Genomic DNA, 20930 nt, shown 5'->3' with positions numbered 1-20930 from the left:
GCTTTAAGATGAATATAAATATGAAAAATACATTATCGGAAACATTTACGCACACGTTCAGCGCGTCTATTGGAGCTAAGCTTGTACTGGCTACTACACTGCTAAGTCTTGCCACAGCAGCGTTTGCAGGTGAAAAGGTTGATAAAACTATCGATACATCGTCATCGCCTAAAGTCGATATTGAGCATATAGACGGGAAGGCTGATATCCGGGTGTGGGATAAACCCCAAGTACGGGTGACGGGAGAACTTGGCGATCAAACGGAAGAGTTTATTTTTGAAAAACGCGGCGATGTGGTCGTTATTCACGTAGAGGTAGAGCGCCACTCAAAGAGTTGGTACCAGAAAGGTCGAGATGGAGATGACCTAATTATTTACGTGCCGGCGGCGAGCGACCTTCACTACACTGCAGTGAATGCAGATATAAATGCCAAAGGGATAACCAAAGCGGTAGATGTAGAGGTCGTAAACGGCGACGTTACCCTTGAAAACATTGGTGAGCGCGTTGAGGTTGAGTCTGTAAATGGCGATATTGTGTTAAAGAACATTAGAGGTCGGCTAGAAGCAGGAACGGTTAACGGTGATATTGAAGCTACGCACGAAGGAAGCTCGCCGGTAAGTTTTACATCTGTGAATGGTAAGCTTGATATCGCATCGAGTAGCCCGGACTTGTCAGTAGAAACGGTGAATGGACGAATTGACCTCTCTTTGCAAGATGTTGATAGCCTTCAAATAAATACGGTTAATGGGCGTACCTTTGCGAAATTGGGGCTGAATGCAAATGGCAGTATTAAAGCGAATTCGGTGTGGGGCAATGGAGTCGTTTTCCAAAAGGGAGTATCAGTACAGTTTGATATCGAGACTCACGCAGGCGGTAATATTGTGAATAATATTAGCGATGAAAAAGCACAAAAGCCTAAGTACGGACCTGGAAGCTGGCTGCGCTTTATTCATAACGGTGGTGATGCAAACGTAGACATTTCTACAGTACATGGCCGCATAGAAATAGACCAAAAATGAATAAGCTATAGATAGTCTGATTGAAGCTTTAGCTTGAAAAAAGCAATTTAGTCCATATTTCTTAATCATAAGAAGTAGTGATAGTAGAAAAGCTGCGCGAAGACGCAGCTTTTTTTATGTCGGCGCCAATTGGCGATGTTTGAACGTTTAATCAGAACGATAAGGAAACGAGAAAGCGCGATATTCACGCGACGTTAAGTGAACCTTTTAGAGAGCTGTTACGTTAAACTAGCTGATTTTTATAATGTTTTTAATATGGAGATAAACTTGAGTATTGTTGGACACGTCAAAAGGTTTTGGCGCTTTCATAGCTTAATCATTGGCGCGTTTGGGATATGCGCGTTCACATTAGGCTGCGCCGTTCAAGAACCTGCGTACTACGAAGGCACTTGGGTGGTTACCAAAGCTTATAACGTAGGTGTTTCTGCGCACTCGTCATCTGAGTCGGAGCAATTTTTAGGGCGCTCGGTAACGTACGCATCCGATTCCGCTAAGCTGGATCAGGCGCTTTGTGCCTCACCTGTCTATTCGTCAAAAGAAATAAGCGGCGAAGAATTTCACACAGCGTTTAAGGTCTCCCCATCTTCATTAGGCTTTAGCGACGATAGCGTGACCGAGGTAAGCTTATCTTGTGCAGAAGAAACGGCAAACATGGGGGCCACTATTTTATTCCAGGAAAATAGCCAAGCGTATACGTTAGTAGACGGCACATTTTTAAAGCTAGAGAAAACCCTTTAAGCGCTGTCCCCTTTTTAGGCTTTTAAGAGAAAAGACCCGCTTCCTTTGTTGAGAGATCAGCGTTAAAAGCGCATAATATCCAACTGACTTTTGTGCATTGGTATAGGTTTCGCTTGTGGCGTCTGCGTCTAAAAACGACAATAATGTCGAAAAATTGAAGGTTCCACCTCATAGTATAGAGGCTGAGCAGTCCGTTTTAGGCAGTATGCTCATCGACCCAGAAAGCTGGGATAAGGTTGCCGAGCTCGTTACCGATAACGATTTTTACAATCGTTCACACCAAATTATCTTCCGGGCTATCACTCGCTTACTTAACAGTAGCCAGCCTATAGACCTTATTACCGTGTCTGAAGAGCTTGAAAAGCATGACGAGCTTGAAGATGCTGGTGGCTTTGCTTATCTAGGCGAACTCGCGAAAAATACCCCAAGCTCTGCAAACGTGGTGTCGTACGCGCAAATTATTAGCGAACGCGCTATTACTCGCGAGCTTATTGGTGTAGCCCATGAAATTGCTGAAGTAGGGTATAACCCAGAAGGCAGGGATAGTGCCGATATACTCGACCTTGCTGAAAGTAAAGTCTTTGAAATTGCCGAGCGTCGAACCGGTGAAAACGAAGGCCCTCGAGACGTCGAGTCTGTGCTAGGAAAGACAATTGATCGTCTTGAAGAGTTAGTTAAAACCAATAAAGAGGTTACCGGTGTAACAACGGGCTTTACTGACTTGGATAAAATGACCAGTGGTATGCAGCCATCGGACCTAATCATTGTAGCGGCCCGTCCATCGATGGGTAAAACAACGTTCGCCATGAACTTGATTGAAAACGCGATGATGGCAGAAGAAAAGCCGGTACTTGTTTTCAGTCTGGAGATGCCCTCGGAACAAATCATGATGCGTATGTTGGCTTCATTAAGCCGCGTCGATCAAACCAAAATTCGTACCGCTCAGTTGGATGACGAAGACTGGGCCCGCATTTCTAATACCATGGCGATGCTAAAAGACAAAGATAGTTTATTTGTCGATGATTCTTCCGGCCTAACGCCTATGGATGTGCGAAGCCGAGCCCGTAAACTCGCACGAGAGCGCGGTGGTATTAGTCTTATCATGGTGGATTACCTTCAGTTAATGCGTGTGCCTTCTCTTAGCGATAACCGTACGCTAGAAATTGCGGAGATTTCACGCTCACTGAAAGCACTGGCTAAAGAGCTAGAAGTGCCGGTTGTGGCACTTTCTCAGCTTAACCGTACGCTAGAGCAACGTGCCGATAAACGCCCAGTTAACTCTGACCTTCGTGAATCCGGTTCAATTGAGCAGGATGCCGACCTTATTATGTTTATCTACCGTGATGAGGTATATCACGAAAACAGTGAATATAAAGGCATTGCGGAAATTATTATCGGTAAACAGCGTAACGGCCCTATCGGTACTTGTCGCTTAACCTTCCAAGGCCAGTTTTCACGCTTTGATAACTACGCGGGTCCCGCGATAGCCGACGACTACTAACCTTTTCTCTCTAGCGGTTAGCCTCTATGTTAGCTAGCAAATCACATGTAATAAGTAAGGTTTGTCCGCCGCGATACTGATACCGCTAGTTAAAAACTACAGACACAAAAAAGGCGCCGTTCGGCGCCTTTCTCAATTCATATCAAATGAATTATTTCTCTTCAGGTACTTTAACCGTGTCTTTAACTGTCACTGAAATGCGACGGTTTACACGATGAGCTTCGGCGTTGTTACCTTCGTCAAGAAGACGAGTTTCGCCGTAACCGATTGTATCTAAGCGAGAAGAATCGATACCATACATGTCTACCATTACTTCTTTGAAGTTAGCAGCACGACGGTCAGAAAGGTCCATGTTGTATGCTTCAGAACCTGGTGCAGAAGTGTGACCTTCAATTACCGCAGTGGTTGAAGGATACTGCTTCATGAACTCAGCAAATTCTGAAATTTCTGGATCTTTAGGCATTTTAACAACAGCACTTTCGTTGTCGAAAAGAACGCGTAGTGTAATTTCTACTGTCTCTTCGTCAAATACTGTACAGCCTTTAGCGTCTACTTTAACACCAGCAGCAGTATCTGGGCACATGTCTTTGCTATCTACAACGCCATCGTTGTCTGCATCTTTAATTGCACAGCCAGTAGCGTCTACTTTAGTGCCTGCAGGTGTATTAGGACATTGGTCAACACTGTTTAGTACACCATCGTTGTCATTGTCTACGCTACAGCCAGTTGCATCAACACGAACACCTGCTGGTGTCATTGGGCACTGGTCTTTACCGTCTACAACACCATCGTTGTCGCTGTCTTTAGGCGCTGAAGGCGTTGATTTACCGAATGGTACTGCAATACCTAACTTGATGCTGTAGTCGTTGTAGTCTTCACCAAAGTCGTGGTAAGCCGCGATTTCAGTTACTAGCTTAACATCTTCATGTATGTCCCAGTGTTTACCGATACCAATGTTACCTAGTGTTGTTGACTCACCTACTGCTTGGCGTTTAACACCACCAAATACGAACCATGCGTCGTCAGGCATGAAATATAGCGCATCTACGCCAACCATTTCACCGCTTTCGTCGCCGCCGCCTACGTAGTCAAGATCAAGTGCTGTAAATTCAACACGTGCTGCCCAGCTTTGAGTGAAACGGAAACCGTATTCAAAAGCTACGCCGCGACCGTCATCATAAACACCGTCTTCAGTTAAAGAAAGTGGACGAGAGTCGTCAGTGTTGTAGTACATGCCAGATAGACCAAACCAGTTTTTGTACTCTGGTTCAGAAGAATCTTGTGCGAATGCACTTGTTGAAGAAAGCACAGCAAGAGATAGCGCTGCCATTTTAAAGTGTTGTTTCATAGTCACATCCTGTTTAACGTTGAGTGATTATCGATTTTTGATAATTTTTTATCGTGCTTAACGTAAAATGTTAGCACAAACTATGCCATTTATAATATGGGTTAGGCTGCGATCCCTTGTAATGTGGCAATAATTGTTCGTCTTCCACCATGATCTCGGTGTTCACCGAGCATGATACCCTGCCATGTGCCAAGCGCAAGTGCGCCTTGTTGGACAGGAATAGTAAGCTGACACCCTAGTATACTCGATTTTAGGTGAGCTGGCATATCATCTTTACCTTCATAAGTATGCCTGAAAAAAGAAAGCTCTTCCTTTACACTATGGTTGAAGAAAGCCTCCATATCTTGTCGAACAGTAGGGTCGGCATTTTCATTAATGGTTAAGCTCGCACTGGTGTGCTGAAGAAATAAATGTAAAAGCCCAACTTCCACACGACGAATACCAGGTAGCGCGGCTTCCACTTGTTGTGTGATTAAGTGGAAACCTGGGATAGCTGTCGAGTGTAATTTTTTCAGACTGCCAGAAATTATTTATCAAAACAGATTTCCAAGTGCGCGAGCCCTTCATCGCACATGAAAGGCAGAATAATTTTTGCACCGTCTACTTGGTGGCTTATCGTGTGTTGCTTTCCCGACACGACAATAGGCGTGGCCATGCCGAACTCATAACCGCGTTCTGCAAGATCTCGTTTTGCGTTACCGCAAATCATGTTGGTGACCTCGCCCACCATATCGCCCACTTCTGCGTCGAGTTTCTCAGGGCGTTCTCCTACCATTCTTTCCATAATGGTAAGGGCTAGCGACTCATCAAAAGTAATAGACATTGAGCCCCGTACGTCAGGACCTACCATGCCAATCAAGCCAGAGACATCGCCTTTGGCAATATCGCTCTGCTTACGTTTCGGCTTTCCCGGCGTTAGCTTGGTTTGTGCCATGGTTTCAAGCACATTTAACAGCCCACCAATAAACGGGTTCACAAAATCAGCATTCATTTACACTCTCCTGGGCAGCGTGATCTTCCGTTTGTTGACAATCGGCGCACAATCCATGGGCCTCAATAGTTTGTTTCGATACTTTGAAGCCATGCTGCTGAGCTTGACTCTCTAGTGTGTCTTGTAATCCTTCAGACTGTATCTCAGCTACGTCGCCGCAGCTATCACAAATTAAGAACTGAACGGGGTGGTTACAACCAAAATGGTAGCAGGCTACAAAAGCGTTAGTAGACTCCAGCCGATGAATAAACCCAAAGTCGAGTAGGAAGTCGAGGGCGCGATAGACTGTCGCTGGTTTGGCACTAGATTCTGTTTCTTTTAAAGAGTCGAGAAGTTCATAAGCACCCATGGGGCCGTGCTTTGAAACAAGAATTTCGTATACTTTCTCTCGAAGCGGAGTAAATCTGGCGCCGCGTTGTTCGCAGTACGCTCGTGCCTTATGAATAAGTGTGGTTTTGTTCATTGATAATAACCGTAAACTCGACTTTCATTGTTATATTAAAGCGTTACTTCTGGATCACGTTTATTTGTGTGTACATGAGCAATTAACTCATCTTCCAAGGCAAAGCGCTCTTCTAATGTTTCACCGAGCTGAGCTAATGCAGCGTCAAACCCAGCGGCCTGCTCAGGTGTTACTGCTTGCGCAAACGTATCATTAAATGCGAGTGCTGCGTCGGTGGTTTTTGTCAATTTGGGGTAAAGCTTATCTTTTAAATCAAGGCCTTCGTCGTCGTCTTCTACGAGAATATCGAAAACTTCAAAGTGCCCTGCAGACAGATAATCGAGTAGTGCGCTGCAAAAATTAGCAATCTCATCGGCATCGGGTAAAGATTCGCTCTGCTTGTTGATGCCAGCTAGTTCACAGAACGAGACCAATAATGCCTGTCTGTCCATCAACCAGCGGTCAACTACTTGGCTTTTTCCACCCCATCTGGATTTAACGCTTTCTAACTGTTGCAACATTTCGATGTGCTACCTGTTTAGCGACAATAAGCTTCAGTATAACACTGTGCACTAGTGACACAAATTTTGCTCGAAAAAGTTCGTTGTTAAAACACGGCGTTGCAGACCAAGACTGTGCGTATATAGTGTACTATGGTTCGCAAGAAGACAGGAGTATTGTGCAATGATGATAAAGTTAGATGAAATGAAATTAACCTCACAGCAAGCTATGTGGGTGGTATTTAGTCGCGGTAAAATCGTGATCCAAGAATCATCTGAGTCTATTCCTGTCGCCTATTTAAGTGAAATTCCTTTTCTTGCTTCTTATATAGATGATATTCATCAGTTGCCGCCGCTTAATGAGACCGCGCAGCGTGATATGCCTGTTTTTGTCGTTGATTTAGGGGCCGAGCATATTGAAGAGCCTGGCTGGGAGCGCGTGTCGTTGCGACAGCTTCTTTTTGCAGATTACGAAAATGCTTTTTCGGTAATTGGTAGAGCTTGGCAGTACATTCACTTTCTGCGTACCCATCAATTTTGCGGTCAATGCGGCGCAAAAACAGAACGAGTTGATTGGGAAATGGCCATGCACTGTCACCGCTGCCAGCATCGCAGCTATCCGAGAGTATCGCCGTGTATTATTGTTTCTATTCACAATAATGAGAAAATTCTTTTGGCCAAAGGCGTTCGCCACCGCGAGTCTAATATGTACTCAACCTTAGCTGGCTTCGTTGAAAGTGGAGAGAGTCTTGAGCAAGCGGTACATCGGGAAGTGTTTGAAGAAGTAGGCGTAGAGGTTAAAAACCTGCGTTACTACAGCAGTCAGCCGTGGCCGTTCCCACACTCTTTGATGGTAGGCTTTATTGCTGAATATGAAAGGGGGGAGATTCGTTGTCAGGAAAACGAGATAGACGATGCACAGTGGTTTGATATCAACGATCTTCCTACTATTCCACCGAAGATATCCATTGCCGGGCAGTTAATAGCAGAAACCGTGTCGCTGATCACAGACAAATAAAAAACCCTGCCGAGGCAGGGTTTCAATACGTTTAGCACGGTCCCATTTAGGGCTTCTTTTCTTTAACGTGTCTATTATTAGCAAACACTTACTTTAAGTGCAAGCGTCTTTTTCAAGATATGTTCGTCTTTAATTATCGACACTTGAACTAACGGTAGTGGCGCATTGCGCTGAATTGTCGATTAAACGTCGATTTTTTAATACAGGTTTTAGCGCACCTTTTAGATAATGCTGGTATACTTCGGCGCTCTATTATCTTCAGTTATTCAGGTGAGTTATATGTCGCAAAATGTCCCCAGTGTTGATAAACCCGCGTTAAAGAACGATCGCTATTTACGTGCGTTACTTAAACAGCCGGTAGATGTCACACCTGTATGGATGATGCGACAAGCTGGGCGTTATCTTCCTGAATACAAAGCAACTCGCGCGGTGGCGGGTGATTTCATGTCGCTTTGTAAAAATGCTGAACTTGCGTGTGAAGTTACGCTTCAACCTTTGCGTCGTTTTCCCCTTGATGCAGCCATTCTTTTTTCTGATATTTTGACTATTCCCGATGCCATGGGACTAGGTCTTTACTTCGAAACGGGTGAAGGCCCGCGCTTTAAGAATCCTATCACCTGCAAAGCTGATGTAGACAAAATTGGTCTTCCAGATCCAGAAGGCGAATTACAGTATGTAATGAACGCGGTTAGAACTATTCGTCGCGAACTGAAAGGTGAGGTGCCACTAATCGGGTTCTCGGGAAGTCCATGGACGCTCGCAACCTACATGATTGAAGGTGGCTCTAGTAAAGCATTCACTAAAATTAAAAAGATGGCCTTTGCTGAGCCTGCCACGCTTCATGCGCTATTAGCAAAGCTCGCCGATTCGGTTACCGAGTACCTTAACGCACAAATTGCGGCAGGTGCGCAATCGGTCATGGTCTTTGATACATGGGGTGGCGTTTTATCACCTCGCGATTACAAAGAATTCTCGCTTCAATATATGGAGCGTATTGTAAGTGGTCTAACTCGTGAAAATGAAGGCCGCAAAGTGCCAGTAACACTGTTTACTAAAAACGGTGGCATGTGGCTAGAGTCTATCGCAGCAACAGGCTGTGATGCAGTTGGCTTAGATTGGACTATCGATATCAAAGAAGCCCGTGCACGTATTGGTGATAAGGTGGCGCTACAAGGCAATATGGACCCGTCTATGTTATATGCACAGCCTCAAAGAATAGAGCAAGAAGTGGCTTCAATTCTAGAGGGTTACGGCGAAGGCAGTGGTCATGTATTTAACTTAGGACACGGCATCCACTTAGATGTTCCGCCTGAGAATGCCGGCGTATTCGTAAATGCAGTTCACGAATTAAGTAAGCAATATCACAAATAAGCAAACCGTAATAAAGGAAGCTTAATGAAAACGTGGCTTGTGATATTGCTAATAGCGTTTGCGTTAATAGCAGGGCATAAATTCTCTGGCTATCAACATCAACTTAGCGAATCCAATGCAGATAAGGCGCGACTAACCACAGTGTTAGCGCGCTCTCGCGCCACGGAAACGAGCGAGCTGAAAGTTATTAAGCCAGCCGCTAAACTGGCTACGGGAAACACAACAACCGGCAACACAGCAGCGGACAAAAGTAAAGACAGCCAACTTGCACAAAGCCAAGCTAGGGAGGCGATGCGAGCAGGAAAAAATGATTCCTCCTCAAAAGCGCCCGCTGCTTTCTACGCAGAAACTGAAGGCTCGCTTGCTACGTTTTTTGCCCTCCCCCCAAACAATGAGCTTTTTGTTTTAAACTCGGTAACGTGCCGCAGCGGCCTTTGCGAAGTTGTCGGTGAGTACGATGGTTCTGAAACGGAGCTCTTTTTAGTTATCAAAGCTCTTGAGCAAGAGCCATGGTGGCAATTCGGTTCGCCTATTGTCTCTACTCAATTAGCCCAGCGCGGTTTGAAGCTTAACGTTTCTTTTGCCGCTCAGCATCAGCCTAACGCTAATTTGAAGTACAAAGAAAATATGCAGGCAGAGCTAAAGCAAAAGGTCGCTTCTGCCGGTTAAAGCGGTTGCCTTCCTCGTAGAGCTTTGATGCGTAATACGTCAATTATGCGTCTCTCGGCAAACCTTTCTCAATCACTCGAATGAGTCGCTGCTGCTGTCGGTTTGCGCTTCATAGGCCGTCTGGTTTTTTTTGTTGTTGCTGCAATGCCCAATCAATGTGTCTGTCTACCAACTCACTCACCGTGCCATGCCTTTCTTTTAACAACTGAATACTTTCTTCGTTGTAAGGCGCGTTACCGAGTGCAACAGCAATATTACGCTGCCATTTTTGATAGCCTATACGCCTTATCGGTGAGCCTTCGGTGCTTTGTAAAAAGGTTTCCTCTGACCAACTAAATAATGTATTTAAGCTTTGGCCATGAAGCACTGTTCTAGGGTGGAAGTCTTCCTCTTCGGTAATGTTAGCAAACCGATTCCAAGGGCACACTAGCTGACAATCATCACAGCCGTATATGCGGTTGCCCATCAAGGGTCTGAGTTCTTCTGGTATGTCTTTATCAGACTCGATAGTAAGGTACGAAATACATTTACGTCCGTCTACCTTATAAGGCTCGACAATAGCGTTAGTGGGGCAAATAGTTAAACAGGCTGTGCAGCTACCGCAGCCTTCTTCAATTGGCGAGTCCACAGGGAGCGGCACATTGATAAAAAGCTCCCCTAGAAAGAACCACGAGCCCGCTTCTTTATTGAGCGTAAGACTATGTTTGCCGGTCCACCCTATACCGGCTTTTTCAGCGATAGCATGCTCTAGTACGGGGGCGGAATCCACAAAAGGGCGGTACTGAGTACTTGCAAGAGAAGCGGTAATTTTCTCACCTAGCTGTTTTAATCGTTTTCTTAACACCTTGTGATAATCGCGGCCTAGTGCATAGCGGCTAATATAGCCAATGTGGGGCGCTTTTAAATGTTGAGCGAACGACGCATCAGGAGGGAGGTAGTTCATGCGAACACTGATAACTCTTAACGTGCCAGGCACTAACTCAGCGGGCCGAGCACGCTTCATTCCATGGCTTTCCATATAAGCCATGTCACCGTGATACCCCTTGTCTAACCAGGCTTGAAGGTGGGCTTCATGCTGATGTAGATCAATATCACTGATGCCAACCTGCTGAAAGCCTAGCGCTGTACCCCAAGCCTTGATATTGTTGGTTAATTCACGAAGGTCGATAGAATTAATTTCGGACATTTGCTTATGCTAGATACTCAATTAACGTCAAGTTTATCATACAAACTATTTCGGGCCGATCAGGTTAGAGAAAATGAAGCGCAAGCTGCTGCAGACTCTGGCTGCGATATGTTTACTTTGATGCAACGGGCAGGGGACGTAGTATTTAAGCAATGCTTAGAGCTGATGCCAAATTCGGATACCTATTTAGTATTGGTAGGCCAAGGAAACAACGCCGGAGACGGCTATATTGCAGCAATTAACGCCAAACTTGCGGGTAAGCAAGTTCATCTTTGTGCGGTAGAGCCACAGCGTACGCTTGAAGGGGATGCCGGTACGGCGCAGCAGCGCTGGCTTGACTCGGGAGGCAGTATTGATGGTTTCGAACCTGCTTTATTAGAAAAAGCGGATGTAGTGATAGACGCTCTTCTTGGCACGGGTATCAATAGTTATATCCGCAACGAATTTGCCGATGTTATTGATGCGGTGAACGCATCAGCAACCCCCGTTGTGAGTGTGGATGTGCCTTCTGGCTTAGATGCTAATACCGGGCAGAGTTTGGGCCGGTGTGTACAGGCTGATGTTACGGTGACCTTTGTAGGTATCAAGCCAGGGCTTGTCACAGGTGCAGGTAAACAGTCTTGCGGCAAGCTGGTTTATGCCGACTTGGGTATTGGCAAAGCGTTTCAGGCGCTCGCGAAGGCGAGTGCAACCATGCTCAACATTGAGCACTTCAAAGGCATGGGGCCGCGCGATATAAATAGCCACAAGGGAACCTACGGAAGACTATTGTGCATTGGTGGTAACCGCGGTACAGCAGGCGCTATCCGCCTAGCCAGTGAAGCGGCGTTGCGAAGTGGTGCGGGTATGGTTCGCGTGTATACCCATGAATCGTCGGTCGTTCAGGTTAGTGCAGGGCGCCCCGAGTTGATGGTGACTGACTATAATTTAGAAGATGCGCTCGCGTGGGCAACCTGTGTGGTTATCGGGCCAGGTTTAGGTCAAGATGAATGGGCTGAAACCGTCTTTGAAACCACAATGAAGCACTGTCAAAGCAAAAATAAGCCGGTTGTTATCGATGCCGACGCGTTAAATTTACTGTGTAAGCAGTCGACGGCTTATACATTGTCAGACAGTATCCTTACCCCTCATTCAGGTGAAGCCGCACGCTTACTGGGTGTTTCTATCGATGACGTAGAAAGCGACCGGTTTAACTATGCAAGGCAGTGTTCACAGCGTTACCACGCCGTCTGCGTGCTAAAAGGGGCGGGTACGCTTATTGATAACGAAAAGAAAACCTGGGTTTGCCGTCATGGTAATCCGGGGATGGCTACCGCGGGAAGTGGAGATGTGTTAAGTGGCATTTTAGGGGCATTGCTCGCTCAAGGTGTAGAAACAGATATTGCTGCAAAATACGGCGTAGTGCTGCACGCGAAAGCGGGAGATGATATTGCCCAACTCTATGGTCAACGTGGTATGATAGCGAGCGATTTGTTTGACGCAGTACGTGCATTAATAAACCACTAGTTAGCGTGGTTTTGTCTTAAACGGGCAGGCATCTACTGTGTTTTTCGGCTTACAATTACTGTGGAATATTGTTGATGTCTTACCCGCACACCTCTTTTTTTGCTAATGAATTAGACGATACCGCGCAGCTTGCCAAAGACTTAGCGCAAGCCGTTTCAAGTCAACTCCCGGCTCACGCCGTTATTTACCTAAATGGCGATTTAGGTGCAGGTAAAACCACGTTTAGCCGCTATTTTATTCAATCTTTAGGTCATTCAGGCAGCGTTAAAAGTCCAACGTATACATTGGTTGAACCTTATGAGTTGGATGACGTCAATATTTATCACTTTGACCTATATCGCTTAGCCGACCCTGAAGAGCTCGAGTTTATGGGTATTAGAGACTATTTTGGTTCTGGTGCCATTGCGCTTATCGAATGGTCTGAAAAAGGCGGGGAATACTTGGCAACGCCTGACTTAGTGATTAGTATAAATATTACTCCATCTGGAAGGCAGTTCAGTCTGGACGCTAAAAGTGTACACGGTGCAAAGATACTCCAGCAGTGCAAGCGCGTATAGCGCAAAAGATAACTAAAAATAACAGTCGCTCCGGGGTTTACGAGGGCGGCAATACAAGAATACAAAGGCTAATTATGGTGCGCAGTATAGTTTCGGTATTATTATTGTGTTTCGTGGTGCAATTCGCACACGGCGCGCAAAATAACATCGACGGAGTAAGAATATGGCCGTCGCCTGACAATACTCGCGTTGTTTTCGATATGAAAGCCGAGCCTGAGTTTAGCTATTTCACGCTTAAAAATCCGCTACGACTGGTTATTGATTTAAAAAACACCAGCAATTCAACCAAACTATCAGGTGTAGCGAATAGCGGCGATCTTATTAAAAAGCTTCGCTATTCAACGCCGAAAAAACCTTCATCTGCAAGGGTAGTGGTAGAGCTAAACCGCAATACAAAACCTTCTATATTCGCTGTCGCGCCTCAGGGAGCACTCGGTCACAGGCTTGTGGTTGATTTACCCGATAAGGGCTCATCGAAAGCACCTACACGTGCGGCGTCAACGGGCACCGTCGTTATGGATGACTCAAGCAGCGCCCGGGATAGGGATATCATTGTTGCTATAGATGCTGGCCATGGCGGTCACGATCCGGGCTCAGTAGGGCCTGCGGGTACATACGAGAAACATATCACCCTTAGCATAGCGAAAAAGCTTGAAAGCATGATAAACAAAGAGCGTGGAATGCGCGCCATCATGACGAGAAGCGGTGATCACTATATTTCTCCTAATCGACGCCCTGAAATAGCGCGAGAGAAAAAAGCGGACCTGCTTATTTCTATTCACGCGGATGCGTTTAGCCAACCTCAACCGCGCGGTGGTTCGGTATGGGTGCTTTCAATGCGCCGTGCTGATACCGAATTAGGGCGATGGCTAGAAAAATCCGAACGCCATTCTGAGTTACTCGGCGGGGCTGCAGAAGTCATAAATGATAAGTCGAGTGAACGTTATCTCACTGAAACCATACTCGGCCTATCAATGGATCACAGTATGGCGACTAGCCACGACTTAGGTAATAAGGTAGTAGAAGAGCTAAAACAAGTGACGAGCCTTCACAAAAGAAAGCCCCAAGCTGCTAGCTTCGCTGTGTTAACGGCTCCAGATATCCCATCAATATTGGTGGAAGTTGGTTTTATTTCTAATCCTCAAGAAGAAAAGAACCTAAATTGGTCAAAACATCGCGAGCGTTTGGCTAATGCAATGTTCAAAGCCACCAAGCGTTACTTCAAGCAAGTTCCGCCTGATGGTACACTATGGGCTCAAGAACGATCGAACAACAGGCGGCATAAAGTAAGAAGCGGAGAGTCGCTTTCTTTATTGGCGCAGCGCTACAACGTAAAGGTAAGTAGCATAAAAGCTGCAAACGATCTTTCAAGTGATGTTGTGCGTGTTGGGCAGGTGTTAAATATCCCTCGAACATAGCCTGGCGCGGGCGTGGTTGAGGGGAAAGCCCCCTTTTGCTTACGCAATTACATTTTAAGTCACCATATATCTATTCAGCCAATATCAATAGGGTAGCCCTTTGCCTATACAGCTTTTATCTCCACAATTAGCCAACCAAATAGCCGCAGGTGAAGTAGTAGAACGCCCCGCATCTGTGGTTAAAGAGCTGTTGGAAAATAGCCTAGACGCTGGCGCAACAAAGATAGAAATAGACATTGAGAAAGGTGGCCACAAGCGAATTCGTATTAAAGATAACGGCTCTGGAATCGAGAAAAATGAACTACAGCTGGCGCTAAGCCGCCACGCAACCAGCAAAATTACGACGCTAGATGATTTGGAGCAAATTTTATCTTTGGGTTTTCGTGGAGAAGCCCTTGCTAGTATTAGTTCGGTAAGCCGGCTAACGCTTACATCGCGTACGCAAGCACAAACAGAAGCGTGGCAAGCGTATTGCGAAGGCCGTGAGATGGCAGTAAATATACAGCCCGCCGCACACCCCGTGGGAACAACGATTGATGTGGCGGACCTTTTTTATAATACACCTGCTAGACGCAAGTTTTTGCGCACTGAAAAAACCGAATTTCAGCACATCGAAGAGGTAATTAAACGTATCGCGTTAAGTTACCCTAGCGTATCTTTTGTGTTGAAACATAACGACAAAGTGGCGAAACGGTTTATCGCTGATAAAGAAGGGAGTCTAACCACGCGAATCGGTGCTGTGGTTGGGCAAAAGTTCATTCAAAACGCGGTGCACATTCATGCTGCTTACGAAGGTCTTCAAATTGATGCGTGGTTAGGTAATGAAGCGATGTTGCGCAGCAGCAATGACTGCCAGTTTAGTTTTGTTAATGGGCGCGGTATGCGGGATAAACTGATCATGCACGCTATACGTCAAGCATACGAGAGCGTATGGGGCGTTATAGAGCAGCCAAGCTTTGTAGTCTACTTAACCGTTGACCCTAAAGATGTCGATGTGAACGTTCATCCCGCAAAACACGAAGTTAGATTCCAGCAAGGGCGGTTAGTACATGACTTCATTTGTAAAACCGTCAGTGATGCGCTTCATGCGATGACAGATGAAGCGTCCCTGACAGGTATGGATAATAAGCGTCACTTAGAAAGTGACTTTATGTCCCATGAAGTTGAACACGACTACATCAGACCGCTTCAAACTCAAGCTGAAAGTAGTACTCGTGCGTTTAATGAGCAAAGCGCGTACCCGTCATCGTATTCACCGTCAGGCAAAACCGCAAGTAGCGGGGTTGGGAGTTCAGGCGTAAGAGCAGGGGGAATAACTCAGCGACAAAGTAGGGGCCCAAGCGCTGCATATCAGTCTAGCTATAATGCTTTGATGACGCCAAATAGCGACAATTTGACCGGCGACGGGAATGAGTCATCAATACTTGAGTGTGTAAATCTCTCCTCACTGTGCAGAATTTACCCAAAAGAAGAAAAAATTTACCTTATTAGTGCGACGAAAGTTGTAAATATCTGGCTAAGCGAACTATTTTTAAAAGCACAGCACAGTCAACCTTTGTTAATGCCAGTGGCTGTTTCCCTCGATAATGTGGAAGAAAAACTGGTTTCGATGCTAAATGAAGCGCATTTTGAAATAAATAAGGTTGCGGGAAAATATCGGTTACAGCAGGTTCCGGCAGGAACTCGACATCTTCCGTGGATTAAATGGTTTGAATCTCTTCTAAATGTGAAGTTCGGTGACACCATTAATAGTCTTGAAAGCGCGCTAAAATTATTGTCTTTACCTGAAGCTTTGATAGACGATGAAGTAACAAAAGCGCTGTGGTACTGGTTGGATCAGCAAAGCGCAGTTAAACAATGGGAAATTATAGAGCAATTTGCTAAAGTGCGCCCCTTGAATTTAGTGCTCGATGTGTGGGGAGAATAAGGTGTCCGATGGCATAAATTCTGCATTGCCTGTGATTGCTATTATGGGCCCCACGGCATCAGGCAAAACGGGCTTAGCGCTAGAGATAGCTGCTCAGGTTGAAAGTGAAGTGATCAGTGTCGACTCTGCCCTTGTGTATAAAGGGATGGACATTGGTACTGCGAAACCTTCAATCGAAGAGCGCGCAGGAGTGGTACATCATTTAATTGACATTATCGACCCTGCTGAAAGTTATTCAGTGTCGCAATTTGTTAACGATACAAATCGTTTAATTGGCGATATATTAGCGCGTGACAAGGTACCAATTTTGGCTGGAGGTACAATGATGTACTTCAATGCCTTGATAAATGGTATTTCGCCACTACCTAAGTCAGATGAAAAGATACGAGATGAAATAACACAGCAGGCACAACGCTTGGGCTGGTCTAAATTACACGACGAACTGCGTAGTGTAGACCCGGTTAGCGGTGAGAGAATTCACCCTAACGATCCACAGCGTATTACTCGAGCGCTTGAAGTGTATAGAAACACCGGCAAAACGTTGACCTATTGGCAGCAGCAAAAGGGCGAAAAGTGCCCTTACAACATTGCCCAATTTGCCATCGCGCCCGAAGACCGTGCCGTGTTGCACAACCGTATTGCTACCCGCTTCGACATGATGTTGGAGCAAGGGTTCGAGAAAGAAGTAGTAAAACTCTACGAACGCAGTGATCTTCATGAAGATTTACCTTCTATTCGTTCTGTAGGGTATAGGCAAATGTGGCAGTATTTAGACGGCCATTTGAGTTACGCAGAAATGCGGGAAAGAGGCATTATCGCCACAAGACAACTCGCAAAGCGCCAGCTGACTTGGCTAAGGGGCTGGGAGCAGGTTACGTGGTTAGACACATTTGCTAACGATAATTTGACTAAAATTACAGCGAAAGTCACACTTTAAATGTTTGAGTGTGGTATATTTTAGACGTGCAGTGGTAGTGTAATTATTATCACGAATAATAAAAACTAAGGATATCAAATGGCTAAAGGGCAATCTTTACAAGACCCATTCTTAAACGCTTTGCGTAAGGAACGTATACCAGTATCAATTTATCTGGTAAACGGTATCAAACTTCAGGGGCAGGTTGAGTCATTCGACCAGTTCGTTATTCTACTGAAGAACACAGTAAGCCAAATGGTGTATAAGCACGCAATTTCTACTGTTGTTCCAGCACGCGCTATCACAATGCCAAGCGCAGGAGATTCTGAAAATACTAAAGGTGAATAATTTAAAAGGTAACGCGCTTGTTTGACCGTTATGAAGCCGGTGAACAGGCTGTACTTGTTCATGTTAATTTTTCCGACGAGAACAGTAAAGAAGACTTAAGTGAGCTTGAATTGCTTGTGTCTTCGGCAGGGGTGAACGCGGTAGAAGTCATTACTACTTCGCGCAGCGCTCCTCATGCTAAGTTTTTCGTTGGTTCAGGTAAAGCAGAGGAAATAGCAGCGGCAGTTAACGCACACGATGCCAACGTTGTTATTTTCAACCACGCGCTGTCTCCCTCCCAGGAGCGTAACTTAGAAGCCGTGTGTAAATGCAGGGTGTTAGACAGAACGGGGCTTATACTCGATATTTTCGCTCAAAGAGCGCGAACGCACGAGGGTAAGCTTCAGGTTGAACTAGCCCAGTTGAGACATATCTCAACGCGTCTTATCCGAGGCTGGACTCACCTTGAGCGTCAAAAAGGTGGTATAGGTCTACGCGGACCGGGTGAGACACAGCTAGAGACTGACCGACGATTACTTCGTGGTCGTATAAAAGCCATTCTTCGTCGTTTGGAAAAAGTGCAGAAACAGCGAGAGCAAGGTCGTCGCTCTCGTAAACGCGCTGAAATTCCAACGGTATCCTTAGTTGGCTATACGAATGCGGGTAAATCGACGCTGTTTAACACCATTACCGACTCTCACGTTTACGCTGCCGACCAGCTGTTCGCAACGCTAGATCCCACGTTACGTAAAATCGAGTTAAAAGACGTTGGCCCCGCTATTTTGGCCGACACGGTAGGGTTTATCCGACACCTTCCTCACGATTTAGTCGCGGCTTTTAAAGCAACGCTGCAAGAGACTCAAGAAGCTGACTTACTGCTCCATGTCGTTGATATCGCTGATGCGAAGTATCGAGAAACCATGGACGAAGTAAACGACGTACTTGAAGAAATTGAAGCTGGGGATATTCAACAATTACTAATCTGTAATAAGATTGATAAACTAGAAGACGTTAAACCTCGTATAGAAAGAAATGACGAAGGGGTGCCCGTTCGCGTGTGGTTGTCTGCACAGACGGGGGAAGGGACAGAGTTGTTAAGCCAAGCTTTAACCGAGTGTTTGAGTAAAAGTATGGTGAATTACACATTAAAGATTCCCCCAGCTCAAAGTCGATTGCGCGGCGTATTATACGAACTAAACTGTATTTCTAGCGAAGAATACGACAGTCAAGGTGACTGGGTAGTCGATGTAAGAATGCCCGCTGCCGACTGGAACAGGCTTGAAAAACGTCTGGAAAACGGAATATCAGAGTATGTTGTGCGACATTAAGCAGTGCTAATCACTGTATTGAGCATGCGACATTTAAAAATATAACAGTAATCTATGGAGTATCAGCATGGCTTGGAATGAGCCGGGTGGCAATAATAACGACCCGTGGAAGAATCGCGGCGGGAAAGAGCAAGGTCCCCCAGATTTAGACGATGTGTTTAAAAACTTATTTGGTAAGTTTGGAAAGTCAGGTGGTAACGGTGGTGGCTCGGGCAAAAGCCTAGGCGGCATCGGTGCTGGTATTCTAGTAGGCTTGCTTGTAGTGATATGGTTTATCAGCGGCTTTTACACTATTCGTGAAGCAGAGCGTGGTGTTGTACTGCGCTTTGGCGAGTACTACCAACAGGTAGAACCCGGCCTTCGCTGGGCGCCGACCTTCGTTGATACAGTTATCCCTGTTGACGTGCAGTCAATCCGCGACCAATCATCTTCTGGTTCAATGCTAACAGAAGACGAAAACGTAGTAAGTGTTCAAATGGAAATGCAATTTCGCGTTGTTGACCCATACCGTTGGACCTTTGCCGTTGAGAGCCCAGAACAAAGCCTAAGCCAATCGTTAGACAGTGCAATCCGCTATGTAGTCGGTCACTCGAAGATGGATGACGTACTAACAGACGGTCGTGAAGTGACTCGTCAGCGAGTATGGGAAGAACTTCAGGGGATTATCGAGCCTTATAACATGGGCGTTTCTATTATTGATATGAACTTCCGTGACGCACGTCCTCCTGAGCAGGTAAAAGATGCGTTTGATGACGCCATTGCCGCACAGGAAGATGAGCAACGCTTTATTCGTGAAGCAGAAGCTTACGCAAGAGAAATCGAGCCTCGCGCACGTGGTCAGGTCAATCGCATGAACGAAGAAGCGCAAGCATATAAAGAGCAGGTAACGTTAGAGGCGCAAGGTGAAGTAGCCCGCTTTAACGAGTTACTTCCACAGTATGAGCGCGCGCCGCAAGTTACCCGTGAGCGTATCTATCTTGAAACGATGGAAGAAGTGTTAAGCAGCACCAGCAAAATCATGGTGGACAGCAAAGGCGGCAATAACATGATGTATCTACCGTTAGATAAAATCATGGAGCGTCAGCAGTCTACAACGAAAGCGCGTTCTCGTAACACGCTAGAAGGTTTGCAAGCGCCGGTGACTGATGCAGAAGGCAGAAGCCGCAACTCATCGCCGACCTCAGGCTTACGCGGCGATAGCTACAGAGAGGGGAGATAAGCACAGTGAAGAATTTATTAATTGCAGCATTCGTTCTTCTTGTTTTACTCGCATCAGGCTCTCTGTTCGCGGTTAAAGAAGGCGAGCGAGCTATTGTTATTCAGTTTGGTAAAGTTCAAAGAGATGACGACACTGGCGACACTAAGGTGTTTGAACCAGGTCTTCACTTTAAATTGCCATTTATTGATTCGGTACGTGTACTCGATGCGCGTATTCAAACACTAGACGGCTCACCTGACCGCTTTGTAACAAGTGAGAAAAAAGACCTTATCGTAGACTCTTATGTTAAGTGGCGCATTGATGACTTTGCCCGTTACTACCTATCAACGGGTGGTAACAAGCTGCAGGCTGAAGCGCTACTTAAACAAAAAGTAAACAACGGTCTACGTTCAGAGTTCGGTACCCGTACTATTGCACAAATCGTTTCTGGTGAGCGTTCAGCACTAATGAACCAAGCAATGGAACAGGCGTCTACATCGTCTGACGAGCTTGGTATTGAAATTGTAGACGTACGCGTTAAGCAGATTAACTTACCTACTGAGGTGAGCAACTCGATCTTCCAGCGTATGCGCGCAGAGCGTGCCGCCGTAGCTCGTGAGCACCGCTCAGAAGGTCAAGAGCAAGCTGAAGTGATCAAGGCAAACATTGATGCGAAAGTAACCGTAATGCTTGCCGACGCCGAACGAAATGCGCGACAGCTACGCGGTGAAGGTGATGCAATTGCAGCACAGATTTATGCTGATGCATATTCTCAAAACGCCGATTTTTATAGCTTCCTACGCAGTATGGACGCATACAAAAAGAGCTTTAACAGCAAGCAAGACGTTATGGTTATTGCACCTGATAGTGACTTCTTTAAGTACATGAATCAGTCTAAAGGTAACTAACCGAACGCCGGTTTGATGTAACAAAAGCCAGTCTTTTTAGACTGGCTTTTTTGTTTGCCCAG

20 protein-coding genes and 1 pseudogene are annotated in these 20930 nt (G+C 45.8%); 15 read left to right on the top strand and 6 right to left on the bottom strand.

Annotation, left to right across the window (positions count from 1 at the left end; genetic code table 11):
- Window positions 1-8 precede the first annotated feature (8 nt).
- The 3 genes from ACX5J7_RS01970 to dnaB all read left to right on the top strand — a co-directional run bounded on the left by ACX5J7_RS01970 (window position 9) and on the right by dnaB (window position 3258).
- Window positions 9-1019, top strand: a complete 1011-nt coding sequence (locus tag ACX5J7_RS01970; protein WP_498705913.1) for a DUF4097 family beta strand repeat-containing protein — start codon at window positions 9-11, stop codon at window positions 1017-1019.
- 267 nt (window positions 1020-1286) lie between these two features.
- Window positions 1287-1757, top strand: a complete 471-nt coding sequence (locus ACX5J7_RS01965; protein WP_015068366.1) for a hypothetical protein — start codon at window positions 1287-1289, stop codon at window positions 1755-1757.
- A gap of 115 nt (window positions 1758-1872) precedes the next feature.
- A complete protein-coding gene (gene dnaB, locus ACX5J7_RS01960) occupies window positions 1873-3258 on the top strand; it encodes a replicative DNA helicase (protein WP_015068365.1) in 1386 nt (461 codons plus the stop codon).
- A 151-nt stretch (window positions 3259-3409) separates the two neighbouring features.
- Here dnaB and ACX5J7_RS01955 read toward each other — a convergent pair whose 3' ends face one another.
- The 5 genes from ACX5J7_RS01955 to ACX5J7_RS01935 form a co-directional block, all read right to left on the bottom strand.
- Window positions 3410-4606 (bottom strand): OmpA family protein, encoded by a 1197-nt coding sequence (locus tag ACX5J7_RS01955; protein ID WP_015068364.1) that lies wholly within the window; start codon window positions 4604-4606, stop codon window positions 3410-3412.
- A gap of 101 nt (window positions 4607-4707) precedes the next feature.
- Window positions 4708-5067, bottom strand: coding sequence for a secondary thiamine-phosphate synthase enzyme YjbQ (locus tag ACX5J7_RS01950; RefSeq protein ID WP_498705911.1), 360 nt, complete (start codon window positions 5065-5067; stop codon window positions 4708-4710).
- Between the two features lie 65 nt (window positions 5068-5132).
- Entirely contained in the window at window positions 5133-5597 is a 465-nt protein-coding gene (locus ACX5J7_RS01945) for a chemotaxis protein CheX (protein WP_015068362.1), read from the bottom strand.
- Complete coding sequence (locus ACX5J7_RS01940) at window positions 5587-6060, bottom strand: transcriptional repressor (RefSeq protein WP_015068361.1); 474 nt, start codon at window positions 6058-6060, stop codon at window positions 5587-5589. The genes ACX5J7_RS01945 and ACX5J7_RS01940 overlap by 11 nt, the downstream gene beginning before the upstream one ends.
- A gap of 35 nt (window positions 6061-6095) precedes the next feature.
- Window positions 6096-6560, bottom strand: coding sequence for an Rsd/AlgQ family anti-sigma factor (locus tag ACX5J7_RS01935; protein ID WP_015068360.1), 465 nt, complete (start codon window positions 6558-6560; stop codon window positions 6096-6098).
- A 163-nt stretch (window positions 6561-6723) separates the two neighbouring features.
- Between ACX5J7_RS01935 and nudC the strand changes: the two genes are divergently transcribed.
- From nudC to ACX5J7_RS01920, 3 genes are all read left to right on the top strand, one after another.
- Window positions 6724-7557, top strand: a complete 834-nt coding sequence (gene nudC, locus ACX5J7_RS01930; RefSeq protein WP_015068359.1) for an NAD(+) diphosphatase — start codon at window positions 6724-6726, stop codon at window positions 7555-7557.
- Window positions 7558-7836: 279 nt separating this feature from the next.
- Complete coding sequence (gene hemE, locus ACX5J7_RS01925; protein ID WP_015068358.1) at window positions 7837-8928, top strand: uroporphyrinogen decarboxylase; 1092 nt, start codon at window positions 7837-7839, stop codon at window positions 8926-8928.
- 24 nt (window positions 8929-8952) lie between these two features.
- Window positions 8953-9597 (top strand): hypothetical protein, encoded by a 645-nt coding sequence (locus ACX5J7_RS01920; protein ID WP_498705909.1) that lies wholly within the window; start codon window positions 8953-8955, stop codon window positions 9595-9597.
- Between the two features lie 43 nt (window positions 9598-9640).
- Here ACX5J7_RS01920 and queG read toward each other — a convergent pair.
- Window positions 9641-10783, bottom strand: a pseudogene (gene queG / locus ACX5J7_RS01915) (tRNA epoxyqueuosine(34) reductase QueG).
- 6 nt (window positions 10784-10789) lie between these two features.
- On the opposite strand from queG, the gene ACX5J7_RS01910 reads away from it, so the two are divergent.
- From ACX5J7_RS01910 to hflC, 9 genes are all read left to right on the top strand, one after another.
- Complete coding sequence (locus ACX5J7_RS01910) at window positions 10790-12289, top strand: bifunctional ADP-dependent NAD(P)H-hydrate dehydratase/NAD(P)H-hydrate epimerase (RefSeq protein WP_071952934.1); 1500 nt, start codon at window positions 10790-10792, stop codon at window positions 12287-12289.
- Window positions 12290-12363: 74 nt separating this feature from the next.
- The gene (tsaE, locus tag ACX5J7_RS01905) at window positions 12364-12846 is read left to right on the top strand and encodes a tRNA (adenosine(37)-N6)-threonylcarbamoyltransferase complex ATPase subunit type 1 TsaE (RefSeq protein ID WP_015068354.1); all 483 of its coding nucleotides are present in this window, start codon (window positions 12364-12366) and stop codon (window positions 12844-12846) included.
- A 74-nt stretch (window positions 12847-12920) separates the two neighbouring features.
- A complete protein-coding gene (locus ACX5J7_RS01900; RefSeq protein WP_041703639.1) occupies window positions 12921-14264 on the top strand; it encodes an N-acetylmuramoyl-L-alanine amidase in 1344 nt (447 codons plus the stop codon).
- A 100-nt stretch (window positions 14265-14364) separates the two neighbouring features.
- The gene (gene mutL / locus ACX5J7_RS01895; protein WP_020744469.1) at window positions 14365-16191 is read left to right on the top strand and encodes a DNA mismatch repair endonuclease MutL; all 1827 of its coding nucleotides are present in this window, start codon (window positions 14365-14367) and stop codon (window positions 16189-16191) included.
- Window positions 16175-17128 (top strand): tRNA (adenosine(37)-N6)-dimethylallyltransferase MiaA, encoded by a 954-nt coding sequence (miaA, locus tag ACX5J7_RS01890; protein WP_278385961.1) that lies wholly within the window; start codon window positions 16175-16177, stop codon window positions 17126-17128. The genes mutL and miaA overlap by 17 nt, the downstream gene beginning before the upstream one ends.
- 78 nt (window positions 17129-17206) lie before the next feature.
- Window positions 17207-17455 carry an RNA chaperone Hfq gene (gene hfq / locus ACX5J7_RS01885; protein WP_014951092.1) on the top strand — a complete coding sequence of 83 codons (249 nt, stop codon included), beginning with the start codon at window positions 17207-17209 and terminating at the stop codon, window positions 17453-17455.
- Window positions 17456-17472: 17 nt separating this feature from the next.
- The gene (gene hflX, locus ACX5J7_RS01880; RefSeq protein ID WP_015068350.1) at window positions 17473-18762 is read left to right on the top strand and encodes a ribosome rescue GTPase HflX; all 1290 of its coding nucleotides are present in this window, start codon (window positions 17473-17475) and stop codon (window positions 18760-18762) included.
- 67 nt (window positions 18763-18829) lie between these two features.
- A complete protein-coding gene (gene hflK, locus ACX5J7_RS01875; RefSeq protein ID WP_020744468.1) occupies window positions 18830-19981 on the top strand; it encodes an FtsH protease activity modulator HflK in 1152 nt (383 codons plus the stop codon).
- Between the two features lie 5 nt (window positions 19982-19986).
- Window positions 19987-20868 carry a protease modulator HflC gene (hflC, locus tag ACX5J7_RS01870; RefSeq protein ID WP_015068348.1) on the top strand — a complete coding sequence of 294 codons (882 nt, stop codon included), beginning with the start codon at window positions 19987-19989 and terminating at the stop codon, window positions 20866-20868.
- Window positions 20869-20930 lie beyond the last annotated feature (62 nt).

The sequence above is a fragment of the Alteromonas infernus genome (assembly GCF_902705815.1).
The sequence above is the reverse complement of the archived record's forward strand: the minus strand, read 5'-3'. Positions and strand labels throughout refer to the sequence as shown.